The organism is Blastococcus capsensis (genome assembly GCF_030165005.1).
Taxonomy (GTDB): Bacteria; Actinomycetota; Actinomycetes; order Mycobacteriales; family Geodermatophilaceae; genus Blastococcus; species Blastococcus capsensis.
In genome coordinates this window covers 1-26,485 of the sequence record NZ_JASNNW010000023.1, presented here as the reverse complement: position 1 = coordinate 26,485, position 26,485 = coordinate 1, and the positions used below count along the sequence as shown (strand labels likewise).

The window sequence follows — 26,485 nt, the reverse complement described above, 5'->3', positions numbered from 1 at the left end:
CCGTCCGAGCTGCCGGGGACGCCGGCGCGGCGTACCGGGAAGTCTCCGGAGAAGCCTCCCCGGTACGCCGGGACTCGTTAGTCTCGTCCGGTGCGAGCTCTCCGTCGGTTCACCGTCCGTGCCGCTCTGCCCGAGCCGCTCCTGCCGCTGTCCCAGCTGGTGATGAACCTCCGCTGGTCCTGGCACGCGGAGACCCGGGACCTGTTCGAGACCCTCGACCCGGACCTGTGGCAGCGCTGCGGCGGGGACCCGGTGCGTGCGCTCGGCGAGGTGTCGGCCGATCGGCTCGCGGCGCTGGCCAAGGACCGACGCTTCGTCCGCCGGCTGACCGACGCGGTCGACGACCTCGAGGAGTACCTCGCCACCCCGCGCTGGTACCAGTCGCTGGGGGCCGAGGTGCCGGCGACGATCGCCTACTTCTCCGCGGAGTTCGGCATCAGCGAGGTGCTGCCGCAGTACTCCGGCGGGCTGGGCATCCTTGCGGGCGACCACCTCAAGGCGGCCTCCGACCTCGGCGTCCCCCTGATCGGCGTGGGTCTGCTCTACCGGGCCGGCTACTTCAGCCAGGGGCTGTCGGCCGACGGCTGGCAGCTGGAGCACTACCCGTCCCTCGACCCGCACGGCCTGCCGATCAAGCTGCTGCGCCAGGCCGACGGCTCGGCCGTGGTCATCAACGTGCCGCTGCCCGAGGGCCGCACCCTGCACGCGCACGTCTGGCGCGTCCAGGTCGGCCGGGTGTCGTTGCTGCTCCTCGACAGCGACATCGAGGAGAACACCCCCGTCGAGCGGCTGGTCACCGACCGGCTGTACGGCGGCGACGAGGACCACCGCCTCCGCCAGGAGATGCTGCTGGGCATCGGCGGCGTGCGGGCGCTGCGCGCCTACTGCTCGCTGACCGGCACCCCGCAGCCGGAGGTGTTCCACGCCAACGAGGGCCACGCCGGCTTCCAGGGCGTCGAGCGCATCCGCGAGCTGACCGAGGCGCACGGCCTGACCTTCGCCGAGGCACTGCAGGCGGTCCGCGCCGGCACCGTGTTCACCACGCACACGCCGGTGCCGGCAGGCATCGACCGGTTCCCGAAGGCCCTCATCGAGCGCTACTTCACCGGGTTCGGCGTGCCCATGGACCAGCTGCTCCCGCTCGGGTCAGAGGACGACCCGGCGAAGTTCAACATGGCGCACATGGGGCTGCGGCTCGGCCAGCGCGCCAACGGCGTCAGCATGCTGCACGGGCACGTCAGCCGCGGGATGTTCAATGATCTGTGGCCGGGCTTCGACGAGCGCGACGTGCCGATCGGCTCGATCACCAACGGCGTGCACGCCCCCACCTGGACCGCGCGCGAGCTGGTGGAGATGGGCACCCAGACGTCGAGCCAGGGTGACTCGGTGTACATCGACGGCCCGGTGCACTTCGACGGGGTGGACCGCATCCCCGCCGCGGAGCTGTGGGCGACCCGCCGCAGGCTGCGGGCCCGTCTGGTCGACGAGGTCCGCCGCCGCATCCGGGAGACGGCGCTCTCGCGCGGCGCGACCGGGGTAGAGGTCGGCTGGACCGACACCGCCTTCGACCCCGACGTCCTCACCATCGGCTTCGCCCGGCGGGTGCCCTCGTACAAGCGGCTGACCCTCATGCTGCGCGACCCCGAACGGCTCAAGGCGCTCCTGCTCGACCCGGAACGTCCGCTGCAGCTCGTCATCGCCGGGAAGAGCCACCCGGCCGACGACGGCGGCAAGAAGCTCATCCAGCAGATGGTCGCGTTCGCCGACGACCCGGAGATCCGCCACCGGATCGCCTTCCTGCCCGGCTACGACATCGGCATGGCCCGCTACCTCTACTGGGGCTGCGACGTCTGGCTGAACAACCCGCTGCGGCCGCTCGAGGCCTGCGGGACCTCCGGGATGAAGGCCGCGCTCAACGGCGGCCTGAACCTCTCCATCCGCGACGGTTGGTGGGACGAGTGGTTCGACGGCCAGAACGGCTGGGCGATCCCGACCGCCGACGGCGTGAGCGACCAGGACCGGCGGGACGAGGTCGAGGCGCGGGCGATCTACGAGCTGCTCGACACCCAGGTGCTCCCGCGGTTCTACGAGACCGACCGCGACGGGGTCCCGGGCCGGTGGGTGGAGATGGTCCGGCACACGCTGCGCGAGACCGGGCCCAAGGTGCTGGCCACGCGGATGGTCCGCGACTACGTGCAGGCGCTCTACGTGCCGGCCGCGGGGTCGGCTCGCGCGATGGCCACCGACGGTTACGCCCCGGCGCGGACCGAGGCCGCGTGGCGCGCGCACCTGCTGCACCACTGGCACGACGTCCGGGTCGCCCACGTGGAGGCGACCGGAGCCGGGGACACCCCGGAGATCGGGTCGAGCGTGGCGCTGCGCGCCGAGGTGGAGCTGCCCGGCCTCGAGCCCGCCGACGTCGAGGTGCAGGCGGCCTACGGCCGGGTGGACGACGCCGACGGGCTGCACGAGGTGACGACGGTGCCGATGACCCACGAGCACGGAGACGGTTCGCGGCACTGGTTCACCGCCACGGTCCCCCTCGAGCGGACCGGCGCCTTCGGCTACACCGTGCGGGTGCTCCCGCACTCCGAGTACCTGGCCGATCCGGCGGAGCTCGGCGTGGTGAGCATCGCCTGACGACAGCACAGCGGACACTCGGACCACGCCGACCACAGTGACCTCGTGTGACGTCGCGACACCCCGGCGTGGCGGGAGCCTGCGCCCAGCCAGACCGGCTGGACATCACTAGGCTGGACGCCATGCCCGACCGCTGTGAAGTCCTCCCCGGAGATGCCGTCGTCGCCCGCCGTGGCGGCGGCCTGCTGTGGGTCGACGCTCCCGGTTCGCCCGCCCTGGTGTCGGCTCTCCACGCCTGCCTGGGCGTGGCGGGTCCCGGCGCCGACCGCGTCCTGGCCGCCGTAGGGGCGCAGGTGAGCTCGCTCGCCTCCGGCGGCGCCTCCTTCGCGCTCGTCCTGACCAGCGACGCCGGTACCGGCGTCGCGCTCTGGGCAGGCAAAGGCCAGCCGGCCGTCGACGGCGTCCCCGTCTCCGGCTCGTCGGTGGACGGCGGCACGCTCGCGTCCGGCTTCTCGCTGGGGCAGTCGCTGTACGTCGGCCCCGGTCAGTCGGCCCCCGGTACCCCGCCAGGCGTGAGCTACGACCTCGTCGAGGGCACCGTGCCCGGGAGCGGCGCGACGCTGCACCTGACCGGTCCCGCCCCGGTCGGCGCGGCGCCCACGGCCGCAGCGCCGGCGCAGTCGCCGTTCTCGGCCGGCACCGACGCCGGGTTCGGCGCGACCCGCGGCTCCTCGTCGGCGTCGGCGGCCCGTCCGGAGTCCGGTGAGCAGACCGCCTTCTGGCGCCCGGACCCGTCGGACGCCGCGCCGATCCTGCGCTTCGACGACGGCATGGTCGTCACGATCGACGAGGACCTCGTGCTGGGCCGGCGCCCCGACAACCACGAGATGGTGAGCAGCGGATCGGCGCGGGCCGTGCCGATCGCCGACACCCAGAACGTGCTGTCCTCGGCGCACGCCGCGCTGACCCGTTCCGGTCGTGAGGTCTCGCTGGTCGACCTGGGCTCGCTCAACGGCACCCACGTCGCCGGCCCCGAGGCCACCGAGTGGACCCAGCTGGAGCCGGGGGTGGCCCACCCGCTCTCCGACGGCGACCGCCTGCTGCTGGGCTGGACCGTCATCACCTTCGAGCAGCCGCAGGAATAGCGGGGCGCCCCGGGCGGAGGTCGTCCGAGTGCGACGAAGTCGTGGCCATCGAGCGCTGATGGCCACGACTTCGTCGCACTGGCATCAGGGGCGGCGTTCGATGCGCAGCAGCCAGACGCAGCGGCCGGGGACCTCGACCGGCCCCGGTGCGAGGAATGTGAGCTCGGGCGGCGTGCCGCGGGGATACTCCGTGGCGAGCACCAGCTCGTAGCCATCGGCCCAGGGCGGTCCGGGCAGCGTCACGGTCACCGGCTCCGGCCCGGCGTGCAGCTGCACCAGGTAGGAGTCGTCGAGCACGGGGTGACCGTGCTCGTCGCGGTGCCGGATGCCGCGGCCGTCCAGGTACATGCCCACGGTCTGCAGCCTGGTGTCGAACCAGTCGGCGGTGGTGAGCTGGCCGCCGGCGGGGGCGAACCACGCCAGGTCGCGGGTGCCCCCGGTCCCAGGCAGTTCGTGGCCCTCGAAGAACGCCTCCTGGCGCAGCACCGGGGCGCCGCGGCGCAGCCGCACGAGCCGGGTGACGAAGGCCCTCAGGTCCTCGTCCACGTGCTCCCAGTCCAGCCACGAGAGCTCGTTGTCCTGGCAGTAGGCGTTGTTGTTGCCGCGCTGTGTCCGGCCGAGCTCGTCGCCGGCCGTGAGCATCGGGACCCCGGTGGACAGCAGGAGCGTCGTCAGCAGGTTGCGGGCCTGCCGGGCCCGCAGCGCCCGCACGTCCGGGTCGGAGGTCTCGCCCTCGACGCCGCAGTTCCAGTTCCGGTTGTGGCTCTCGCCGTCCCGGTTGTCCTCGCCGTTGGCCTCGTTGCACTTCTGCTCGTAGGTGACCAGGTCGGCGAGCGGGAAGCCGTCGTGCGCGGTGACGAAGTTGATGGAGGCGAACGGGCGGCGGCCGTCGGAGCGGTAGAGATCGGACGACCCGGTCAGCCGGTACGCCAGGTCCCGGACGCCCACGTGCGCACCGGACCAGACGTCGCGCACCGTGTCGCGGTACTTGCCGTTCCACTCCGTCCACGGTGGCGGGAAGTTGCCCACCTGGTAGCCGCCCGGGCCGACGTCCCACGGCTCGGCGATGAGCTTCACCTGGCTGACCACCGGGTCCTGGTGCACGACGTCGAAGAAGGCCGAGAGCCGGTCGACGTCGTGCATCGAGCGGGCCAGCGCCGAGGCGAGGTCGAACCGGAAGCCGTCGACGTGCATCTCGGTGGCCCAGTACCGCAGCGAGTCCATGAGCAGGCCGAGCACCGCCGGCCGGCGCACGTCGAGGGTGTTCCCACAGCCGGTGTAGTCGGTGTAGCGGGCGGGGTTGGCGCCGTCGAGGCGGTAGTAGCCGGGGTTGTCGATGCCCTTGAACGACAGCGTCGGCCCGGTGTGGTCGCCCTCGGCGGTGTGGTTGTAGACGACGTCGAGGATCACCTCGATGCCGGCGGCGTGCAGCTCCTTCACCATCGTCTTGAACTCGGTGACCTGGCCGCCACCACTGCCGGAGGCGCTGTAGGCGGCGTGCGGGGCGAAGTAGCCGAGGGTGTTGTAGCCCCAGTAGTTGGTCAGGCCGCGGCGCAGCAGGTGCGGCTCGCTGACGAAGTGGTGGACGGGCAGCAGTTCCACCGCGGTGACCCCGAGCGCCAGCAGATGCTCCACGAACGCCGGGTGCGCCAGCCCCGCGTACGTCCCGCGCAGGTGCGGCGGTACGCCGGGGTGCGCGGCGGTGGCGCCCTTGACGTGCACCTCGTAGATGACGGTGTCCGACCAGGAACGGCGCAGCGGCCGGTCGCCGTCCCACGGGAACGGGTCGTGGACCACCACGCCGCGCGGGACGAAGGGTGCGGAGTCCCGGGGGTCGGGCACCGCGGAGTCCACGCCGTCGGCGGGGTGGCCGAACAGGGCCGGGTCCAGCCGCAGCTCGCCGTCGACGGCGCGGGCGTAGGGGTCCAGCAGCAGCTTGGCCGAGTTGTACCGCAGGCCGGACCGCGGGTCGTAGCCGCCGTGCACGCGGTACCCGTAGCGCTGGCCGGGCCCGACGCCGGGCAGCCGGCCGTGCCACACCTGGTGGGTGGTCTCCTCCAGCCGGTGACGCTGCTCGGTGCCGTCGGGGGTGAACAGGCACAGGTCGACGGCGGAGGCGCCGGCCGACCACAGCGCGAAGTTCGTCCCGCGGCCGTCCCAGGAGGCGCCGAGCGGGGTGGGCGTGCCGGGAAGCACCCCGGGGACCAGGGATCCGGCAGCGGGGGAGTCGGTCACCTGCGTGATCGTGCCAACTCCGGGCCCGGAGCGGGCGCACCGACGGCGGGGAAGGTTGGTTGGATGGGGGCGTGTCGAACCCTGGCGCCCCTGAGGGCGCGGTCGTACGGATGACCGGTGTCGACGTCGTCCGCGGGCAGGACCACCTGCTGCGCGGCGTCGACTGGAGCGTCGAGGCCGACCACCGGTGGGTGGTGCTCGGGCCCAACGGGGCGGGGAAGACGACGCTGCTGCAGCTGGCCGCGGCGCTGATGCACCCGACCCGCGGCGAGGTCCGGCTGCTGGGGGAGACCCTGGGCGCGGTCGACGTCTTCGAGCTGCGCCCGCGGATCGGCCTCACCAGTGCGTCGCTGGCCCAGCGCATCAGCGGCGCCGAGCGCACCGGCGACGTCGTCGTCTCGGCGGGCTACGCCGTGGTGGGACGGTGGCGGGAGCGGTACGACGTCCACGACCTCACCCGCGCCGGGCTGCTCATGCAGCAGTGGGGCGTCGCTCAGTACGCGCACCGCCCCTTCGGCACGCTGAGCGAGGGCGAACGCAAGCGCACCCAGATCGCCCGGGCGCTCATGCCCGACCCGGAGCTGCTGCTGCTCGACGAACCCGGTGCGGGACTGGACCTCGCCGGGCGGGAGGACCTCGTCGCCCGGCTCACCGACCTCGCGAAGTACCACTACGCGCCGGCGCAGGTGCTGGTCACCCACCACGTCGAGGAGATCCCGCCCGGGTACACCCACGCCCTGCTGCTGCGCGACGGCGAGGTGGTGGCCGCGGGCGCCGCCGACGACGTGCTCACCGCCGCGACGCTCTCGGACACCTTCGGGCTCCCGCTGTCGCTCACCCGCACCGACGGCCGGTTCACCGCCCGCCGCGCGACCTGAACGGCCCCGTCCAGGGGCCCGCCACGAGCCTGCGAGCGGCGGGGTGGACGGGGTCCCTTCTAGGGTGCCCTCGACGACGTCGTCCGCACCTGGAGGTACCGCACATGGCCGAGCCCGAGTTCGTGACGCTGCAGGTCGAGGACGGAGTCGGCACCATCCGCCTCGACCGGCCGAAGATGAACGCGATCGACGAGCAGCTGCACCTGGAGGTGCGGGCCGCGGCGGTCGAGGCCGGCGAGCGGACCGACGTGCGCGCCGTGATCATCTACGGCGGCGAGCGGGTGTTCGCCGCCGGCGCCGACATCAAGGCGATGTCGCAGCTCGACGCCGCCGGCATGACGGCCTGGGGCAAGGAGCTGCAGGACTCGTTCCGGGCCGTGGCCGGCATCCCGAAGCCGGTCATCGCCGCGGTCACCGGCTACGCCCTCGGCGGCGGCTACGAGCTGGCGCTGTGCGCCGACTTCCGGGTGCTCGGCGCGTCGGCGAAGGTCGGCCAGCCGGAGATCCTGCTCGGCGTGATCCCGGGGGCCGGCGGGAGCCAGCGGCTGGCCCGCCTGGTCGGCCCGGCCCGGGCGAAGGACCTGGTCTTCACCGGCCGGCACGTCGGTGCCGAGGAGGCGATGGACATGGGGCTGGCCGACGCCGTGGTCCCCGACGCGGAGGTGTACGAGACCGCGCGGGCCATGGCACGGAAGCTCGCCGCGGGGCCGCCGCTGGCGCTGGCCGCGGCCAAGCGGGCGATCGACGAGGGGCTCGACCTCCCGCTCGACGAGGGCCTGGACCTGGAGAGCCGGCTGTTCGCCGAGCTGTTCGACACCGAGGACCAGGCCGCCGGCATGCGATCGTTCCTGGAGAGCGGCCCGGGCAAGGCGACCTTCACCGGGCGCTGAGCAGGCCCTCCGTCGCCCAACGGTCACATAACGATCACCTGCGGTACTGCCCAGGGCGGTAACCGGTCGGCGACAATCCCCGAGGCCGTCCGGCAGGGTCACCAGGACCTTGCGCGGGACGGACCCCACCTCAGGAGGACATGTGCGACGAAGCACCCTGCGTACCGCGGTCGCGGCGGTCACCGCCGGCCTGGCGCTGACCGCCTGCGGATCGGACGAGGGCGGCTCGGCCGGTGCGGGCTCCGATCTGGCGACGGCGGCGTCCGCCGAGGAGGCCGGAGGCATGGAGGCGCTGATCGAGGCGGCCCAGGCCGAGGGTGAGCTCAACGTCATCGCGCTGCCGCGGGACTGGGCCAACTACGGCGAGATGATCGACACCTTCAGCGAGAAGTACGGCATCGAGGTCAACGAGGCCACCCCGGACGGCTCCAGCCAGGACGAGCTCAACGCGGTGACCAGCCAGCGGGGCCAGGACCGCGCCCCCGACGTCCTCGACCTGGGCACGGCGTTCGCCCGCCAGGCCCAGGCGCAGGACCTGACCGCGCCGTACCAGGTCCAGACCTGGGAGGACATCCCCGACGACCAGAAGGACCCCGACGGTCACTGGGTGAACGACTACGGCGGCTACATCTCCATCGGCTGCAACGCCTCGGTGATCGCCGAGTGCCCGACCACGTTCGCCGACCTGCTGGAGCCCCAGTACGCCGGCCAGGTCGCCCTCAACGGCAACCCGACCCAGGCCGCGGCGGCGTTCAGCGGCGTGTGGGCCGCCTCGCTGGCCAACGGGGGCAGCCTCGACGACATCGGCCCGGGGATCGACTTCTTCAGCCAGATCAAGGACGTCGGCAACTTCAACCCGGTGGAGATCACCCCCGCCACGATCCAGAGCGGCGAGACGCCCATCTCGATCGACTGGGACTACCTCAACGCCTCGTTCACCGAGGACTTCGCCGACCAGGGCGTCGAGTGGGAGGTGCACGTGCCCACCGACGGGCTCTTCGGCAGCTACTACAGCCAGGCGATCAACACGTTCGCCCCGCACCCGGCCGCCGCCCGCCTGTGGCAGGAGTTCCTCTACAGCGACGAGGGCCAGAACATCTGGCTCGAGGGTGGTGCCCGCCCCGTCCGGCTGCCGGTGATGCAGGAGGACGGCACCGCGGACGCCGAGGCGCTCGCCCTGCTCCCCGAGGTCGAGGGCACGGCGGAGTTCCCGACCGAGGAGCAGCAGACGGCGGCGCAACAGGTGGTCGCTGAGCGCTGGAACGCGGAGATGTCCGGCTGAGCACGCAGACGACGACGGCGGCGGCCGCGCCGGTCTCCTCCGGGGACCGGCGCGGCCGCCTGCTGGCGTGGCTCGGCGCCCTGCCGTTCCTGCTCTACGTCGCGGTCGTGCTGCTGCTCCCGATCGCGGTGCTGGCGATCGAGGCGTTCCGCGCCACCGACCCGACCACGTTCGAGGAGAGCTGGTCCACCGCGTCGATCGCCGCGGTCACCGAGGGGCCCTATCGCCGGGCCTACCTCGGCAGCCTGCAGCTGTCGGCGGTGACCGCGGTGCTGGGGGCGGCGCTCGGCCTGGCGCTCGCCGTGGCGGTGCTGCGGGCACGGCGCGGCCGGCTGCTGCGACGGCTGGTGCTCACCGCCTCGGGCGTGCTGGCGAACTTCGGCGGCATCCCGCTGGCGTTCGCGTTCCTCGCCACGATCGGCAACGCCGGGGTGGTCACCGCCCTGCTCACCGACACGCTCGGCCTCGGGCTGGGCGGTTTCTCGCTGTACTCGATGACCGGCCTGGCGCTGGTCTACCTGTACTTCCTGATCCCCCTGATGGTCCTCACGATCACGCCCGCGCTCGAGGCGCTGCGGCCGCAGTGGCGGGAGGCGGCGGACAACCTGGGCGCCAGCAGCTGGCAGTACTGGCGGCACGTGGGTGGACCGGTGCTCGCGCCGCCGGTCATCGGCGCCACCATGCTGCTGTTCGCCTCCTCGTTCGCGGCGTACGCGACGGCGAAGGCGCTGGTCGGCAGCAGCGTCCCGCTGGTCACCCTGCAGATCGCCGACGCGCTGTCGAGCAACGTCGTCGTCGGTGCGGAGAACCTGGGCAAGGCGCTCGCCCTGGGCATGGTGGTCGTCGTCGGCCTGGTCATGGCCTTCTACGCCTGGGTCCAGCGGCGCACCCAGCGGTGGATGACGTGACAGCCCTGGCAGAGGGCGTCGCGGGCGCCGGCAGCGTCGAGCCACCGGCCCCGGTGCGTCCGGTCCGCCGCCGCGGTGGCTGGCGGGTCGCCGTCCTGGTCGTGCTCGGGCTGTACTTCGCGATCCCGCTGGCCGCCTCCACGTGGTTCACCGTCCGCGACCGCGGGGCCGGGGGCTTCACCGCCGAGCACTACGCCGGCATCCCCGGCGCCGAGGGTTTCGCCGCGGCCTTCGGCCGGTCGCTGGCCCTGGGCGCGCTCACCGTCGGCCTCGCGCTGCTGCTCATGGTGCCGACGATCGTGCTGGTGGAGCTGCGGCTCCCGCGGCTGCGGACGACGGTGGAGCTGCTGACCCTGATGCCGCTGGTCGTTCCGCCGATCGCGCTCGTCGTCGGGGTGCGCAGCGTGCTCGCCTGGGCGCCCGAGCACTTCTACGGCACCCCGGTGGCCGAGGCCATGTTCGCCCTCCAGGAGCCGGCGCTGCCCTGGATCCTGGTGTTGGTCTACGTGGTGCTGGCGCTGCCGTTCGTGTACCGGGCGCTGGACGCCGGCGTCCGGGGCGCGGACCTGCGCACCCTGACCGAGGCGGCGCGCAACCTGGGCGCCTCCTGGCCGCGGGTGCTGGTCTCGGTGGTGCTGCCCGTGCTGCGCACCTCCGTGCTCAACGCCTCGTTCCTGGCCTTCGCCCTGGTGCTGGGCGAGTACACGGTGGCCGCCATCCTCGGCTTCGAGACCTTCCCCACCTGGATCGTCCGGATCTCCGGTTCCCAGCCCCAGCTGTCGGTGGCGGTCTCCGTGCTCTCGCTGGTGGTCACCTGGGGCCTGCTGCTGCTGATCTCCGCGCTGGACCGCCGGCGACGGATCGAGGAGACCTCATGACGACGGTGCCGACGACGACGTCCCACGGGCCCACCGGTGCGGCTGCCGCCGACCTCCGGTCCCGCCCCGGCACGCCGGTCCGGCTGGAAGGGCTGACCCGCCGCTACGGCCCGGTGGTCGCGCTCGACGGGCTGGACCTCGAGATCGCCGGCGGCGAGCTGCTGGCGCTGCTCGGCCCCTCGGGGTGCGGCAAGACGACGGCGCTGCGGGCCATCGCCGGCTTCGACCGGCCGGACTCCGGCCGGGTGCTGCTGGACGACCGGGACATCACCGGCGTCCCGGCGAGCAAGCGGGACATGGGCATGGTCTTCCAGGCCTACAGCCTCTTCCCGAACCTCACCGTGGCCGAGAACGTGGCCTTCGGGCTGCGGGTGCGGCGCCGGGCGCGGTCCGAGCGGGCCGGCCGCGCGGCGGAGCTGCTGGAGCTGGTCGGGCTCGCCGACCGGGGCAAGCGCTACCCGCACCAGCTCTCCGGCGGCCAGCAGCAGCGGGTCGCACTGGCCCGGGCCCTCGCGGTGGCGCCGCAGGTGCTGCTGCTCGACGAGCCGCTGTCGGCCCTCGATGCGCAGGTGCGCGTGCAGCTCCGGGAGGAGATCCGCCGCATCCAGCTGGAGCTGGGCATCACCACCGTCTTCGTCACCCACGACCAGGCAGAGGCGCTGTCGGTCGCCGACCGGGTGGGCGTCATGCGCGCCGGGCGGCTCGAGCAGGTGGCCTCGCCCGACGAGCTCTACGAGCGCCCGGCGACCGCCTTCGTGGCGGAGTTCGTCGGCACGATGAACCGGGTGCCCGCCATCCTCACCGGCGGTGCGGTGGAACTGCTCGGCACCCGCCGCCCGGTCACCGGGGCCACGCCGGCCGGGGGGCCGGTCGTGGCGCTGGTCCGCCCGGAGTCGCTGGTGGTGGCCGCCGATCCGGCCGGCCGGGGTCGCGTGGTCACCCGGACGTTCTCCGGCGCCTCCACCCGGGTGCTCGTCGCCCTGCCCGACGGCGTGGAGGTCCGCATCGACGTCGCCAGCGCCGACAGCCAGCTGCTGACCCCGGGTGCTCCGGTGGGGGTCACCCCTGCCGACCGGCCGGTCCTGGTGGCGCCGGCCGAGCCGGCATGACCGCCGAAGCGGTGGTCGACCGCTCCGACCCGGCGGGCCGGGCGTGGGTGGACCGGGCCGTCGCCGTGGTCGAGGCCGACGCCCGGCGCAGCGCCGACACGCACCTGCTCGTCTACCCGCTGCCGCCGGAGTGGGGCGTCGACCTCTACCTCAAGGACGAGTCGACCCATCCCACCGGCAGCCTCAAGCACCGGCTGGCGCGGTCGCTGTTCCTCTACGGGCTGTGCTCCGGGCAGATCACCGAGGGCAGCACGGTCGTCGAGGCGTCCAGCGGGTCGACCGCGGTCAGCGAGGCGTACTTCGCGCGGATGCTCGGCCTGCCGTTCGTCGCGGTCATGCCCCGGTCCACCAGCCCGGAGAAGATCGCCCTCATCGAGTTCCACGGCGGCGTGTGCCACTACGTCGACCGTGCCCCGGAGATGTACGAGGAGGCGCGGAGGCTGGCCGCCGAGTGCGGGGGGCACTACCTCGACCAGTTCACCTACGCCGAGCGGGCGACCGACTGGCGGGGCAACAACAACATCGCCGAGTCGATCTTCGAGCAGCTCGCCGCCGAGCGGCACCCGGTCCCCGAATGGGTCGTCGTGGGCGCCGGCACGGGCGGCACGAGCGCCACCATCGGCCGGTACATCCGCTACCGCCGCCACCCCACCCGGCTGGCCGTCGTCGACCCGGAGAACTCGGCGTTCCTCCCCGGCTACGCCGCGGGCGAGCCCGGCTGGATGACCGGCATGCCCTCGCGCATCGAGGGCATCGGCCGGCCGCGGGTGGAGCCCTCGTTCGTCCCGACGATCGTCGACCGGATGATCGGGGTGCCCGACGCGGCGTCGCTGGCGGCCATGCGGCACCTGGAGCAGGTGACCGGACGCCGCGCGGGCGGCTCCACGGGCACCAACCTCTGGGGGGCCTTCGGGCTGGTCGCCGAGATGGTGGCGGCCGGCCGCCGGGGCAGCGTGGTGACCCTGCTGTGCGACGGGGGCGAGCGGTACGCCCGCACGTACTACTCAGACGACTGGGTGGCCGCGCAGGGACTGGACCTCACGGCGGCCACCGGGACGCTGGCGCGCTTCACGGCGACGGGGGCGTGGACCCCGCCCGGCGGGGGTGCGTGACCGGGCTCACCCGCCCCTCGGCGCCCCACCGCATTACCGGGCAGTAGCCTCCATGATCGGTGCAGATCTCATCTTGAGTGCAGGCGGGCCTCGTGCCCGCGCCCCGACCCCATCGCGGAGGTAGGTCTGGCGATGAACATCGTCGTTCTGGTCAAGCAGGTTCCCGACTCCGGCAGCGAGCGCAAACTGGACCCGGCGGACAACACCGTCGCCCGCGCCGCCGCGGACAACGTCATCAACGAGATGGACGAGTACGCCATCGAGGAGGCGCTCACCATCAAGGAGGCGCAGGGCGGTGAGGTCACGGTCCTGACCGTCGGTCCCGACGGCGCGACCGACGCCATCCGCAAGGCGCTGTCGATGGGCGCCGACAAGGCGGTCCACGTCAGCGACGAGGCGATCCACGGCTCCGACGCCGTGCAGATCAGCGGCATCCTGGCCGCGGCCCTCCAGCAGGTGGAGTACGACCTCGTGCTCTGCGGTGCGGAGGCCACCGACAGCCAGATGAGCGTCATGCCGGCGCTGCTGTCCGAGCGTCTCGGCATCCCGCAGCTCTCCGGTGCCCGCAAGGTCACCATCGACGGCGGCACCGCCAAGGTGGAGCGGCAGACCGACGGCGGCTACTGGGCCCTCGAGGCCCCGCTGCCGGCGATCGTCTCGACCTGGGACACCATCAACGAGCCGCGCTACCCCTCGTTCAAGGGGATCATGGCCGCCAAGAAGAAGCCGGTCACGACCTTGACCCTGGCCGACATCGGCGTCGACGCCTCTGCCGTGGGCCTGGCCAACGCCACCACGCAGGTGCTCGACTTCGCCGGCCGCCCGCCGAAGGGCGAGGGCGTGAAGGTCACCGACGAGGGCGACGGCGCGCAGAAGTTCGTCGACTTCCTCGCCGGCCAGAAGATCGTCTGAGCCCGGCCCGGATCGAACGAAGAGGAGAAACCCATGGCAGAGATCCTCGTCCTGGCCGAGCTGAACCCGGCCGGCGGCGGCGTCCGCAAGACCACCCTGGAAGCCCTCACCGCGGCCCGCGCGCTCGGTGAGCCCTCGGCCGTCGTGCTCGGTGCCCCCGGCACCGCGGCCGGCGTCCGCGACCAGCTCGCGGAGTACGGCGCGGCCACGGTGTACGTCGCCGAGTCTCCCGACGTCGACGACTACCTGGTGGCGCCCAAGGCCGAGGTGCTGGCGCAGCTGGTCGGCGAGAAGTCCCCGGCCGCCGTCGTCATCCCGTCCTCCCCGGAGGGCAAGGAGATCGCCGCCCGCCTGGCCGTCAAGACGGGCAGCGGCTTCCTCACCGACGTCACGGAGATCACCGCCGACGGCACCGCGACCCAGGTCGCGTTCGCCGGGGCGACGATCGTCCACTCGAAGGTCACCGCCGGCACGCCCATCTACACCCTGCGGGGCAACTCGGTCACCCCCGAGGCCGCGCCGGCCGCAGGCGCCGAGCAGCCCGTGTCGGTGTCGGTGAGCGACCAGGCCAAGCAGGTCCGGGTCGTCGAGCGCGTCGTCGAGCAGAAGAGCAACCGCCCCGAGCTCACCGAGGCCTCGATCGTGGTCTCCGGTGGTCGTGGTGTCGCGAGCGCCGAGAACTTCTCGGTCATCGAGGGCCTGGCCGACTCCCTCGGCGCGGCCGTCGGCGCCTCGCGGGCTGCGGTCGACTCCGGGTTCTACCCGCACAGCTTCCAGGTCGGGCAGACCGGCAAGACCGTCTCGCCGCAGCTCTACGTGGCCGTCGGCATCTCCGGCGCGATCCAGCACCGCGCCGGCATGCAGACCTCGAAGACCATCGTGGCCATCAACAAGGACCCCGAGGCCCCGATCTTCGAGCTGGCCGACTTCGGTGTCGTCGGCGACCTGAACACGGTCGTGCCGGCCGCCACCGAGCAGATCAACGCCCGCAAGTAGCAGCACAGCACCACCACGCGTCGAGCGCCGGTCCCCAGAGGGGATCGGCGCTCTACGCTTTCCAGCCCCGTGACTCGCTACAGGTACGCCACAGGGGATGTAGCAGCCAGGACGACACGAGTGTGCGCTATTCGCACGTATGGCTGTCTCTTGGGCTGACGTCGGGGACAGGGTTCGGCAAGCCCGGCTCGCCCGGGGGCTGACTCAGGGCCAGCTGGCAGAGCAGGTGACGCTCCACCGCACCGCCGTGGCCAGGATCGAAGCGGGGGACCGTCAGTTTTCTGCACTGGAGCTTTTTGCTCTCGCGGACGCGCTTCGCCTCCCCCGAGCCTTGCTGGCATCGTCGCCGCCAGTCGCGGTCACGAGCCGACGAGCTGTGAAGGTGGGCGCCGAGACACCCGTGGCCGCCTCGAGCATGGTTGACGCAATGATTGCTGACGGCGCCCGCTTTCCTTTTCAGGCAGTTGGGTTCACGGTCTGGCACGCCAGACACTTTCAGGACTCCACCGAACCGTCGAACGCCGATCCCCGCGGGGGTCGGCGCTCGACCGTGTCCGGGGCGGGAAGCGTCAGGGACCGGAGGGAGTTGGCGAGGGCGTGGACACCAGCGGGGCGCCGTCGGTCTTCGACCGGGCGCACCGGCTCACCACCGCGGGGCTGCTGATGCTGGTCACCTTCGTGGCCTTCGAGTCGATGGCCGTCGCGACGGCGATGCCGACCGCGGTCGCCGAGCTCGACGGGCTGGCCTGGTACGCCTGGCCGTTCAGCGCCTACCTGGTCGCCTCGGTCGTCGGCATGGTCGTGGGCGGCGACGTGGGCGACCGCCGGGGGCCCCGGGCGGCGCTGCTCAGCGGCGTCGCGATCTTCGCCACCGGGCTGCTCGTCGCCGGCGTGGCCGGCTCCATGGCGGTGCTCGTCGCAGGCCGCGCGGTGCAGGGCATCGGCGGCGGCGTCATCGCCGTCTCCCTCTACGTCGTGGCCGGGCAGGCCTACGAGGCACGCCTGCGGCCTCGGCTGTTCGGCGCGATCTCGGCGGCCTGGGTGCTGCCGGCGCTGATCGGCCCGACCCTCGCCGGCCTGCTCACCACCCACCTGACCTGGCGGCTGGTCTTCCTCGGCCTGCTGCCGCTGATCGTGCTGGGCCTGGCGCTGGTGCTGCCCGCCGTGCGCGGTCTGGCCGTTCCCGGGCCGGGGGGCGTCCCCGCGCCCGCGCGGCGCTGGTGGGCGCTGCTGGCCGGGGCCGGCATCGTCGCGCTGCAGTACGCCGGCCAGCGGCTGGACCTCCTCGCGGCAGTGGTGGCCGTCGCCGGGCTCGCCGCCCTCGCGCTGGGTCTGCGGGCGCTGCTGCCACCGGGGACGGCGACCGCGCGGCCGGGGTTGCCGGCCGTCGTGGGTGCCCGCGGGCTGCTCGCCGGCGCCTTCTTCGGCATGGACATGCTGCTGCCGCTCGCGCTGACCGAGCTGCACGGCTACCCCGCGGCCGCCGCCGGGGTGCCGCTCACCGCCGGTGCGCTGGGCTGGGCGATCGCCTCCCAGCTGCAGGGCCGCCGGCCGGACTGGAGCCGCACGGTCGTGCTCCGTGCCGGCTTCCTGCTGCTGGCGGCCGGGCTGGCCGGTACGGCGCTGATCACGCTGCCCGGGATCGGCGGCTGGCCCGCCTATCTCACCTGGGCGGTCGCCGGCCTCGGCATGGGCCTGGGCATGCCGAGCCTGGGGGTGCTCCTGCTCGACCAGTCACCCGAGCACCGGCGGGGTGCGGACTCGGCGGCCTTCCAGATCGCCGACGTCACCGGTTCGGCGCTGCTCGTGGGTGTGGTCGGCGTGCTGGTCGCCGCCTCCGCCGCCGGTGCGCTGCCCCTGTCGGCGGCGGTGCTGGCCGGGGTGGCCGTGCTGACCCTGGTGGCGCTGGGCGGCGCCCTGGTGACGCCCCGGGCGGGTGCCCGTACGGCCGGCCCGGCGGCCGTGTCGCTGACCGCGACTACCCTGAGCGGGTCATGAGCCACCCGGAGCCGGTCTACCTCGACCACGCGGCGACCACGCCGATGCTTCCCGAGGTCCTGGCCGCGATGACCGAGCAGCTGGGCCGGGTGGGCAACGCCTCGTCGTTGCACGCCAGCGGCCGGGCCGCCCGCCGGGCCGCCGAGCAGGCCCGCGAGCGGCTGGCCGAGGCGCTGGGCGCCCGGCCGTCGGAGGTGCTGTTCACCGGCGGCGGGACCGAGAGCGACAACCTCGCGGTGAAGGGGCTCTTCTGGGCCCGGCGCCAGGCCGACTCCCGTCGTCGACGGATCGTGGTCAGCCCCGTCGAGCACCACGCGGTGCTCGACAGCGTCGAGTGGCTGGCCAAGCACGAGGGCGCCGAGGTCACCTGGCTGCACGTGGCGCCCTCCGGGCGCGTCACCCCGGATGCGCTGGCCGACGCGCTGGGCGACGGCACCGACGTCGCCGTCGCCAGCGTCATGTGGGCGAACAACGAGATCGGCACGGTCAGCGACATCGCCGCGCTGGCGGTCACCGCCCACGACGTCGGCGTTCCCCTGCACACCGACGCCGTGCAGGCCGTGGGTCACGTGCTGGTCGACTTCGGCGCCACCGGGGTGGACGCGCTGACCATGACCGGGCACAAGCTCGGTGGCCCGATGGGCGCCGGGGTGCTGCTGCTGCGCCGCGATGCCGAGTGCACCCCCCTGCTGCACGGCGGCGGGCAGGAGCGCGACGTCCGCTCCGGCACGCTCGACGTCGCGGCGATCGTGGGGCTGGCCGTGGCGGCCACCGTGGCCGTCGAGGGCCGGGTGGAACGCGCCGCGGAGCTCGCACGCCTGCGGGACCGGCTGGTCACCGGCGTCGTCGGCCAGGTGCCCGACGCGCAGCTCAACGGTGCACCGCTGGACGACGTGGTCCGCTCCGGCCCCGGCCGGCTGCCCGGCAACGCCCACCTGTCCTTCCCGGGGGCGGAGGGGGACGCGCTGCTCATGCTGCTCGACGCCCGGGGCATCGAGTGCTCGACGGGATCGGCGTGCAGCGCCGGGGTGGCCCGGCCCAGCCACGTCCTGCTCGCCGTGGGTGCCGACCCCGATCGCGCCCGCAGCTCGCTCCGGTTCAGCCTCGGGCACACCAGCGCCGACGCCGACGTCGACGCCGTGCTCGACGTGATCGGCCCGGTCGTGGAGCGCGCCCGCCGGGCCGGGATGGGGCGGCGATGAGGGACTGGACATGAGGGTGCTCGCCGCCATGAGCGGGGGAGTGGACTCCGCCGTCGCCGCGGCCCTCGCGGTCGACGCCGGGCACGACGTCACCGGCGTGCACCTGGCGCTCTCGCCCGACCGGCAGACCCTGCGCAGCGGTGCCCGCGGGTGCTGCAGCGTCGAGGACGCCCACGACGCGCGCCGGGTCGCCGACGAGCTCGGCATCCCCTTCTACGTCTGGGACCTCGCCGACCGCTTCCGCGAGGACGTCGTCGAGGACTTCGTGGCCGAGTACGCCGCCGGGCGGACACCGAACCCGTGCCTGCGGTGCAACGAGAAGATCAAGTTCACCGCGGTGCTCGACCGGGCGCGGGCGCTGGGGTTCGACGCGGTCGTCACCGGTCACCACGCCCGGCTGGCCGACGGCGAGCTGCGCCGGTCGGTGGACGCGGCCAAGGACCAGTCCTACGTGCTGGGCGTGCTGACCCCCGAGCAGCTCGCCGCGGCCGTGTTCCCGCTCGGCGGCATGACCAAGGACCGCGTCCGCGAGATCGCCGCCCAGCGCGGCTTCGCCGTCGCCGGCAAGGCCGACTCGCACGACATCTGCTTCATCCCCGACGGGGACACCCGCGGCTTCCTCGCGCGCCGGCTGGGCAGTCGCCCGGGTCCCGTGGTGGACGCCGCCACCGGGGCGACCGTCGGCGAGCACGACGGCACCTACGGGTTCACCGTGGGCCAGCGGCGGGGCCTGGGGGTGAGCGTCGGCGACCAGCGGCCCCGCTACGTGCTGGGGATCGAGCCGGTGACCCGCACGGTCACGATCGGCACCGCCGACCTCGCGGGCGTCGAGGTGGTGGTCACCGGGGCTCCGACGTGGACGGGGGCGGCTCCGGAGCTGCCGGTCCGAGCCGAGGTGCAGCTGCGTGCGCACGGCGCTCCCGTGCCGTGCGAGGTGACCGCGAACGCCGACGGCGGGCTGCGGATCGCGCTCCAGGAGCAGCAGCGGGGCGTGGCCGCCGGGCAGTCGGCGGTGCTGTACGAACCCGACGCGGAGCGCGGCGACCGTGTCCTGGGGCAGGCCGCGATACATACCACCGGTGAACGTGGCGAAACGGTTCGTCACTACCCCTTGGCATGACCCGGGGCGCCCGCTAGCTTTTCTGCGAGCCACCCCCTCGGCGCGAGCGGCCCGGCTCACAGCAGGCCCTGTACAGGCCGCCCCTCCCAGGCGGCCTGATCCCGCATGTCCTCCGGAGGACCTCCCTTGCGCAGAACGCGCCTCACCCTCACCGCTGCCGTCGTGGCGGCGACGTCGGCCGCCCTGGTCGCGGGCCCGACGACGGCCGCGGCCACCCACCAGGCCGAGCCGAACGTGCCGGTCCAGCTGATCGCCATGAACGACTTCCACGGCCGCATCTCGCAGACGACCGGTGGCGACGCCCTGCAGGTGACCGCCGCCGGGCCCGACGGCGCCTACGGCACGCCCGACGACGTCGAGGACACCGTCGGCGGCTCCGCCCACGTCGCCGCCACCGTGCAGCGCCTGACCGCGGAGTTCCAGGCCGCGCACGGCGCCGAGGCCGCGTCGGTCTTCGTCGGCGCCGGTGACCTGATCAGCGCCTCGTCGTTCGAGTCCAGCGTCTTCAAGGACGAGCCGACGATCGAGGTCCTCAACGCCATGGGGTTGGACGTCACCTCGGTGGGCAACCACGAGTTCGACCGCGGCACCGAGGAGCTCCGCCGGGTCTCCGCCGCCACCGACGGCACCTACACCGACGACGTGGTGGCCTGTCCCGAGACGCTCGGCGGCGAGGCGTTCCGGGCGGGTGTCGACGGCTGCTTCGGAGCGGACGAGCACGCCTTCCACGGCGCCGACTTCCCCTTCCTCGCGGCCAACGTGCTCGACCGCGAGACCGGCCGGCCGATGCTGCCGCCGTACCAGATCGTCGACGTGGGCGGCGGCGAGCGCATGGCCCTGATCGGCGTGGTGACCGAGTCCACGCCGACGATCGTCTCCCCGGGAGGCGTGGCCGACGTCGAGTTCATCGACGAGGCCGACGCGATCAACCGGGTGGTCCCCGAACTGCTCAAGCAGGGGGTCAAGGCGATCGGCGTCCTGGTCCACGAGGGTGGCTTCCAGCAGGGTCCCAGCGCGGCGAACCCGAACGGCTGCGACGACCTCGGCGGGCCGCTGCTGGACATCAACCAGCGCACCCACCCCCAGGTGGACCTGATCGTCAGCGCGCACACCCACTCGGCGTACAACTGTCTGCTGCCCGTGCCGGACAGCCGGGACCGGCTGGTCACCTCGGCCGGGTACTACGGCCGGCTGGTGTCGGACATCCGGGTGATGATCAAGCCGAGCAACGGCGACGTCGACCGCAAGGCCACCTACGCCGCGACGAACGTCCCGGTCCTGCGGACGGCGGCCGACGCGCGGGTGCAGTCCATCGTCGACTACTGGAACGCCCGTGCGGCCGAGGCCAGGAACCGCGTCGTCGGGACGGCCGGCGCCGACATCGAGCGGGCCGCGAGCCGGGACCAGGAGTCCAGCCTGGGCAACCTCGTCGCGCAGATGCAGTTGGAGGCCGTGGACGAGGCGCAGTTCGGCACGCCGGTCATCGCCTTCATGAACCCGGGCGGTCTGCGCACCGACATCGCCGCCGGTGAGGTCACCTACGGCGAGCTCTACGCGGTCCAGCCCTTCGGCAACACGGTCAACGTGGTCACGCTGACCGGGGCGGACATCGAGGAGGTCCTGGAGCAGCAGTTCCAGGCCGACCAGGCCCGCCAGTCCACCCTGATGCTCGGGACCTCGGAAGGGTTCGCGTACAGCTTCGACCCGTCGCGGGCCTTCGGGGACCGGGTCGACGCCTGCTCGATCACGCTGGACGGCGTGCGGATCGACCCGGCAGCCAGCTACCGGGTGGCGGCCAACTCCTTCCTGATCGGCGGCGGTGACAGCTTCACCGCGTTCACCAAGGGCACCAGCCCGGCCACTGGCCCGGTGGACGTGGAGACCGCGGTCGAGTACTTCGGCCAGAACTCGCCGGTCAGCCCGCCGGCCGCCGACCACGCCACCCTCAGCACCGTGCGTGGCACCTGCTGACCCTGCAGGGGTGCGCGGCCGCGACCGGATAACGTCGCGTCCGTGAGCTCCGATGACACCGACCCGAGGCCGGTCCCCACGACGTGGGGGCCGGCCTCCGGCGTCGGGTCCCTCCCCGGCACCGACCCCGCCGAGGCGCTGCGGCTGGTCGTGGGGGAGCTGCCCGGGTTCGCGCACCTCCCCGAGCTCCCCGGCCGGGGCGCCGGTGCCGACATGCTCGGACGCTCGGCTGCGTTACTGGTCGACCTCGCGGTCGACCTCACCCCGGCCGGCTGGCGGCTGGTGCCCCGGCCGGGGGCCGACCAGAGACGGGCCGAGGAGTTCCTCGCCCGCGACCTCGACGCGCTCCACGAGGTCGCCGATGCGTGGACGGGGCCCTTCAAGGTGCAGGCCGCCGGGCCGTGGACGCTGGCCGCAGGGCTCGAGCGCACCCGGGGAGACCGTGCGGTCACCGACGCCGGCGCCCGCCGCGACCTGAGGCAGTCGCTCACCGAGGGGCTGGCGGCCCACGTGATGGCCGTCCGGGCCCGGGTGCCCGGCGCACAGGTCGTCGTCCAGCTCGACGAGCCGTCGGTTCCGGCCGTCCTCCAGGGTGGGCTGCCGACCGCGAGCGGGTTCGGCAAGCTCCCCGCGGTGGCCGCGGACGTCGTCGAGCAGGAGCTCGCCGCCGTGGTCCGGGCGCTGCCGGCCCCGGTCGTGGTGCACTGCTGCGCACCGCGGACGCCCCTGGAGCTGTTCCGGGCGGCCGGAGCGGCCGGGCTGTCGTTCGACCTGGGGCTGGTCCAGGACCTCGACGCGGTGGGCACCGCCGTCGAGGCCGGCGTGCACCTGCTGCTGGGCGTCGTGCCCGGCACCGACGCCCCGCTCGGCGCGCCGAAGGCCACCGCCTCCCGTGTGCAGGCGTGGTGGAGCGAGCTCGGTTTCCCGGCCCAGCAGCTGCCCGACGCGGTGACGCTCACCCCCGCGTGCGGGCTGGCCGGGGCGACGCCGTCCTACGCCCGCGCGGCGATGCGGCAGGTCCGCGAGGCCGCGAAGTACCTGCGCCCGGAGTGATCGCCCCGACCGGGTGAGCGCCGGTTGGCCGTCGTACCCGCCGGATACCGTTCCGGCGTGACCAGCGAGGCCGGAGCCGAGGAACCCAGCGTCGAGCAGCTGCCGGTCGGGGCGCCGACCGGCCGGGAAGACCTCACCGAGGTGGCCGACGACGCCCGCACCCGGCACCGCGACCTGTCCGAGGAACTCGACCGGTACGCCTTCGCCTACTACGTCCGCGACGAGCCGCTGGTCAGCGACGGCCAGTACGACGAGCTGATGGGCGAGCTCAGGGCGCTCGAGGCCGCGCACCCCGCGCTGGTGACGCCGGACTCGCCCAGCCAGAAGGTCAACGGCGGCTTCACCGCCACGTTCGCCCCGGTGCAGCACCTGGAGCGGATGCAGAGCCTGGACAACGCCTTCAGCAGCGACGAGCTGTCGGCGTGGGCAGCCCGCGTCGACCGCGAGGGCGCGGCCGGGGCCAGCTACCTGTGCGAACTGAAGGTCGACGGCGTCGCCGTTGACCTCGTCTACGAGAAGGGGCGTCTCGTCCGGGCCGCCACCCGCGGCGACGGCGTCACGGGGGAGGACGTCACCGCCAACGTGCGCACCATGGCCGACGTGCCCCAGCAGCTCATCGGGCCGGACGTGCCCGAGTTGCTCGAGGTGCGCGGCGAGATCTACTTCCCGGTCGCCGCGTTCGCCGACGTCAACGCCACCATGGTGGAGCAGGGCAGGCCGCCGTTCGCGAACCCTCGCAACGCGGCCGCGGGTTCGCTGCGGCAGAAGGACCCGAAGGTCACCGCAGCGCGCCCGCTCCGCCTCGTGGTGCACGGGCTGGGGGTCCGGAAGGGCTTCGAGCCCGACCGCCAGTCGGCGGCCTACGACGGGCTGCGGGCGCTGGGGCTGCCGGTCAGCGACCGGTACGAGGTCGTCGACGACCTCACGGGCGTGTGGGCCTTCATCGAGCGCTACCGCGAGCAGCGGCACTCGGTGGCGCACGAGATCGACGGCGTCGTCGTGAAGGTCGACCGGGTGGCCCTGCAGCGCCGGCTCGGGTCGACGTCCCGCGCCCCGCGCTGGGCGATCGCGTTCAAGTACCCGCCGGAGGAGGCCACCACGAAGCTCCTGGACATCCGGGTCAACGTCGGCCGCACCGGGCGGGTCACGCCGTTCGCCTACATGGAGCCGATCAAGGTCGCCGGGTCCACCGTGCAGCTGGCCACGCTGCACAACGCCAGCGAGGTCGTGCGCAAGGGCGTGCTGATCGGCGACACCGTCGTCATCCGCAAGGCCGGGGACGTCATCCCCGAGGTGCTCGGCCCGGTGGTGGCGGCGCGCGACGGGTCCGAGCGCGAGTTCGTCATGCCCACGCACTGCCCCGAGTGCGGCACCGAACTGCGGCCGGAGAAGGAGGGCGACGCCGACATCCGCTGCCCCAATGCGCGCTCCTGCCCTGCGCAGCTGCGGGAGCGGGTCTTCCACGTGGCCGGCCGCGGCGCCTTCGACATCGAGAACCTCGGGTACGAGGCGGCGATCGCCCTGCTGCAGAGCTCCCTCCTGCAGGACGAGGGGGATCTCTTCTCCCTCGACGAGGAGCAGCTGCAGCGCTCGGCGTTCTTCACGAGGAAGAACGGCACCCTGTCGGCCAACGGCGCGAAGCTGCTCACCAACCTGCAGACCCGCAAGGACGTCCCGCTGTGGCGGGTCCTGGTCGCCCTCTCGATCCGGCACGTCGGCCCGACGGCGGCCCAGGCACTGGCCCGCGACTTCCGCTCGCTCGACCGCATCGCCGAGGCGAGCGAGGAAGAGCTCGGGGCCGCGGACGGCGTGGGGCCCACGATCGCGAAGTCGATCCGTGACTGGTTCGCCGTCGACTGGCACCGCGACGTGGTCGAGAAGTGGCGGCAGGCCGGGGTCCGCATGGCCGACGAGGGGGAGGATGTCGGACCCGGTCCGCTCACCGGCGTGACCGTCGTCGTCACCGGGTCCCTCCGTGACCACAGCCGCGACCAGGCCATCGCGGCGATCCAGGAACGCGGCGGCAAGGTCACCGGCTCGGTGTCGAAGAAGACCGGCTTCGTGGTGGTGGGCACCGACCCCGGCGGCAAGTACGACAAGGCGGTGCAGGTGAAGGCGCCGATCCTCGACGACGACGGTTTTCAGGTCCTGCTCGACGAGGGCCCCGACGCCGCCCGCGAGGTCGCGACGATCGGGGACGGCAGCGACTCCTGACGCCTGGACCTCCGCATCAGAACGGTGGCGGTGCGGTGCTGGCGACCATTCCGGTGGGTGTGGTGACGGTGAGTGTGCCGTCGGGCGTCAGGTCGTAGGCCCAGTCCGGTGCCTGGTGCTTGCCGCGGTGGTCGCCGGTGCAGAAGCCGGTCAGGTTCTCCGCGGCGGTCGGCCCGTCGGGGTAGGGCGTGTTGTGGTCCAGTTCACCGCTCCCGGGCACGCGGCGGCGGCAGCCGGGGAAGCGGCAGCGGTGGTCACGGGCGCGCAGGTACCGGTCGAGGTCGGCGGCGGGCCGGTAGCCGTCGGTGGGTGGCGGCGGGCCGAGGCCCGGGCGGTCGCTGAGGTCGTGGTCGCAGCGGGCCGGTCTCCGGCGGCAGGCCGGGCGGCCGCAGGTCGCGCGGCGGCGTAGTTCGCGGCTGTCGGTGAGCGCCAGCAGGGCGCCGGTGAGCTCGTCGACGACCGCGATGCGCGGCCGGTCGACCAGCGTGCCACCACCGGACAGGTCGAGCAGCGCGGCGAGCTCGGCGCGCTGGGCGACGGTCGCCGCGGCCAGCGCTGCCAGGTCCGATCGGGCCGCGTCGACCCGGCCGTCCGGGGTGTGTCGCCAGCTCTGCTCGTCCTTGCGGTCGGCCAGTCGCGCCCGGTCGACCGCCCCGGAGGCGCGGTCGATCGCCCGGTCCAGCTCCAGCTGGGCGAGGTTCGCTTCATCCACTGCCGCATGCGCGGCCGGCCACAGTTCGACCGGGGTCGGCGACCTGGAGGGATCGGACTCCGTGGCCGCCCACCTCTGGTCCTTCCGCGTGAGGACGTCTGTGTGCGCTGCTCCGGACTCGCGATCGTCGGCCGGCGGCTGGGCGGCCCACCGGGCTTCTTCCGCCCAGATCCGTTGCTGCACCTCCGGTGGCGGATCCTCTTCACCGGCCCATACGCCGGCCAGGGCGCGGGCCTCCAGCTCGGCCCACCACCGCTGGTCGGCTTCGCGCAGCCAGTCCGGCCACATCTGCTGTGCCGGGTCCTCGGGATCCCACCGGGTGAGCGGTCGCTCGGGGCTCCGGTCCCCGCCGACGGGGTCGGGAGGCGCCGGGCCGGCTGCGGGGGTCGGCAGCAGGCCCAGGGCGCGGGCGACGGCGCGGACCATCTCCGCCGGCACCGGCTCGCCGCCGATCTCCCCGGCCTGGCTGCCGCCGAGCACGGTGCGGACGCCGGCGACGACGGTCAGCTGCGCCTGCACCGGCGGCAGCCGGCTCTCGCCCGGGCGCAGCACCAGGTCCAGCAGCACGTCGGCCATCCGCTGACCCCGGGTGCGGCGGTCGGCGGGGTCGTCGAGGGCGTCGGCGTAGCGGCCCAGGACGTCGACCACCGCCTGGGCCTCGGGCTGGGTGAGCAGCGAGGTCAGCGCCGCCATGCCGGGGCGGCGGTCCGGCCGTGCCCACACCCCACGCTCCTTGAGCGCCGCCAGCAGCTCGTTCGCTTCCTCCCGAGGGTCGCGGCCCAGACCCATCCGGCGCAGCTTCGCACCGAGCTGTGCGGGGGTGGTGAGCTGCCGCTTGCCGGCCCGCGTAGCCACCCAGGCCAGCACGTCCCGCTCCAGCTCGGCCCGCTTCCGGTCATCGGGAACCGGCGCGACCCGCTCCAGCAGCGCCCACAGGTGCCCGGCGTGCAACAGCCCGGACTCCAGCGCGTCCAGCGTTCCCGGCAGCCGGTGCACCAGGGTGAGGGAGCGCTCCAGCAGCTGCCCGGCGGCCTCCTTGCTCGACCCCAGGGCGATCGACAGCTCCTGGGCCGCCCACTCCGACACATCGGCCAGCACCGCCGGCCGGGCCGCCCGCCGCGCCGCGCTCATCGCACCGCGTTCACCGGGCTGCCGGTCGGCCGACGCCGGCCGGGACGCCGCGAACTCCGCCACCGCCCGCGCCCGCGCCGCCGTCTGCCGGGCGATCTCCCGATCGGCGACCTGCACCGCACCCAACGGCCCCGACGCCCAGCCGGCCACCGGCGCGCC

At 73.7% G+C, this 26,485-nt stretch carries 20 protein-coding genes; 18 read left to right on the top strand and 2 right to left on the bottom strand.

Translation table 11 applies throughout. The features are described from left to right. Positions 1-90 precede the first annotated feature (90 nt). Positions 91-2,640, top strand: coding sequence for an alpha-glucan family phosphorylase (glgP, locus tag QOZ86_RS17600; protein ID WP_284493275.1), 2,550 nt, complete (start codon positions 91-93; stop codon positions 2,638-2,640). Positions 2,641-2,762: 122 nt separating this feature from the next. Then, on the top strand, positions 2,763-3,725 hold the full coding sequence (locus QOZ86_RS17595) for an FHA domain-containing protein (protein WP_284493274.1): 963 nt from the start codon (positions 2,763-2,765) through the stop codon (positions 3,723-3,725). An 84-nt stretch (positions 3,726-3,809) separates the two neighbouring features. On the opposite strand, the gene glgX is transcribed toward QOZ86_RS17595, so the two are convergent. Continuing rightward, the gene (gene glgX, locus QOZ86_RS17590) at positions 3,810-5,960 is read right to left on the bottom strand and encodes a glycogen debranching protein GlgX (protein WP_284493273.1); all 2,151 of its coding nucleotides are present in this window, start codon (positions 5,958-5,960) and stop codon (positions 3,810-3,812) included. Between the two features lie 110 nt (positions 5,961-6,070). Here glgX and QOZ86_RS17585 point away from each other — a divergent pair, with 110 nt between their 5' ends. The 16 genes from QOZ86_RS17585 to ligA all read left to right on the top strand — a co-directional run bounded on the left by QOZ86_RS17585 (position 6,071) and on the right by ligA (position 24,483). After that, positions 6,071-6,838 carry an ABC transporter ATP-binding protein gene (locus QOZ86_RS17585; protein ID WP_284493272.1) on the top strand — a complete coding sequence of 256 codons (768 nt, stop codon included), beginning with the start codon at positions 6,071-6,073 and terminating at the stop codon, positions 6,836-6,838. A 104-nt stretch (positions 6,839-6,942) separates the two neighbouring features. Continuing rightward, a complete protein-coding gene (locus QOZ86_RS17580; RefSeq protein WP_284493271.1) occupies positions 6,943-7,728 on the top strand; it encodes an enoyl-CoA hydratase/isomerase family protein in 786 nt (261 codons plus the stop codon). A gap of 142 nt (positions 7,729-7,870) precedes the next feature. After that, positions 7,871-9,010: an ABC transporter substrate-binding protein gene (locus QOZ86_RS17575; protein ID WP_284493270.1), complete on the top strand. Its 1,140-nt coding sequence runs from the start codon at positions 7,871-7,873 to the stop codon at positions 9,008-9,010. Between the two features lie 107 nt (positions 9,011-9,117). Further along, positions 9,118-9,918, top strand: a complete 801-nt coding sequence (locus tag QOZ86_RS17570; protein ID WP_284493269.1) for an ABC transporter permease — start codon at positions 9,118-9,120, stop codon at positions 9,916-9,918. Then, a complete protein-coding gene (locus QOZ86_RS17565) occupies positions 9,915-10,796 on the top strand; it encodes an ABC transporter permease subunit (protein ID WP_284493268.1) in 882 nt (293 codons plus the stop codon). The genes QOZ86_RS17570 and QOZ86_RS17565 overlap by 4 nt, the downstream gene beginning before the upstream one ends. Next, positions 10,793-11,905, top strand: a complete 1,113-nt coding sequence (locus tag QOZ86_RS17560) for an ABC transporter ATP-binding protein (protein WP_284493267.1) — start codon at positions 10,793-10,795, stop codon at positions 11,903-11,905. The genes QOZ86_RS17565 and QOZ86_RS17560 overlap by 4 nt, the downstream gene beginning before the upstream one ends. Then, complete coding sequence (cds1, locus tag QOZ86_RS17555) at positions 11,902-13,017, top strand: L-cysteine desulfhydrase Cds1 (protein ID WP_284493266.1); 1,116 nt, start codon at positions 11,902-11,904, stop codon at positions 13,015-13,017. Before QOZ86_RS17560 ends, cds1 begins: the two co-directional genes overlap by 4 nt. 132 nt (positions 13,018-13,149) lie before the next feature. Continuing rightward, positions 13,150-13,929, top strand: a complete 780-nt coding sequence (locus QOZ86_RS17550) for an electron transfer flavoprotein subunit beta/FixA family protein (protein ID WP_284493265.1) — start codon at positions 13,150-13,152, stop codon at positions 13,927-13,929. Positions 13,930-13,962: 33 nt separating this feature from the next. Further along, positions 13,963-14,925 carry an electron transfer flavoprotein subunit alpha/FixB family protein gene (locus QOZ86_RS17545; protein ID WP_284493264.1) on the top strand — a complete coding sequence of 321 codons (963 nt, stop codon included), beginning with the start codon at positions 13,963-13,965 and terminating at the stop codon, positions 14,923-14,925. A gap of 139 nt (positions 14,926-15,064) precedes the next feature. Beyond that, complete coding sequence (locus QOZ86_RS21055; protein WP_348637987.1) at positions 15,065-15,589, top strand: helix-turn-helix transcriptional regulator; 525 nt, start codon at positions 15,065-15,067, stop codon at positions 15,587-15,589. Continuing rightward, positions 15,523-16,923, top strand: coding sequence for an MFS transporter (locus QOZ86_RS17540; RefSeq protein ID WP_284493263.1), 1,401 nt, complete (start codon positions 15,523-15,525; stop codon positions 16,921-16,923). The genes QOZ86_RS21055 and QOZ86_RS17540 overlap by 67 nt, the downstream gene beginning before the upstream one ends. Next, positions 16,920-18,125: a cysteine desulfurase family protein gene (locus tag QOZ86_RS17535; RefSeq protein WP_284493262.1), complete on the top strand. Its 1,206-nt coding sequence runs from the start codon at positions 16,920-16,922 to the stop codon at positions 18,123-18,125. The genes QOZ86_RS17540 and QOZ86_RS17535 overlap by 4 nt, the downstream gene beginning before the upstream one ends. Positions 18,126-18,135: 10 nt before the next feature. Beyond that, positions 18,136-19,245 (top strand): tRNA 2-thiouridine(34) synthase MnmA, encoded by a 1,110-nt coding sequence (gene mnmA / locus QOZ86_RS17530; protein ID WP_284493261.1) that lies wholly within the window; start codon positions 18,136-18,138, stop codon positions 19,243-19,245. A gap of 126 nt (positions 19,246-19,371) precedes the next feature. Then, a complete protein-coding gene (locus QOZ86_RS17525; RefSeq protein WP_284493260.1) occupies positions 19,372-21,216 on the top strand; it encodes a bifunctional metallophosphatase/5'-nucleotidase in 1,845 nt (614 codons plus the stop codon). Positions 21,217-21,258: 42 nt separating this feature from the next. Continuing rightward, positions 21,259-22,269, top strand: coding sequence for a methionine synthase (locus tag QOZ86_RS17520; protein WP_284493259.1), 1,011 nt, complete (start codon positions 21,259-21,261; stop codon positions 22,267-22,269). Between the two features lie 57 nt (positions 22,270-22,326). Then, a complete protein-coding gene (ligA, locus tag QOZ86_RS17515) occupies positions 22,327-24,483 on the top strand; it encodes an NAD-dependent DNA ligase LigA (RefSeq protein ID WP_284493258.1) in 2,157 nt (718 codons plus the stop codon). 16 nt (positions 24,484-24,499) lie between these two features. Here ligA and QOZ86_RS17510 read toward each other — a convergent pair. After that, on the bottom strand, positions 24,500-26,485 hold a 1,986-nt coding region (locus QOZ86_RS17510), incomplete at its 5' end, for an HNH endonuclease signature motif containing protein (RefSeq protein ID WP_284493257.1).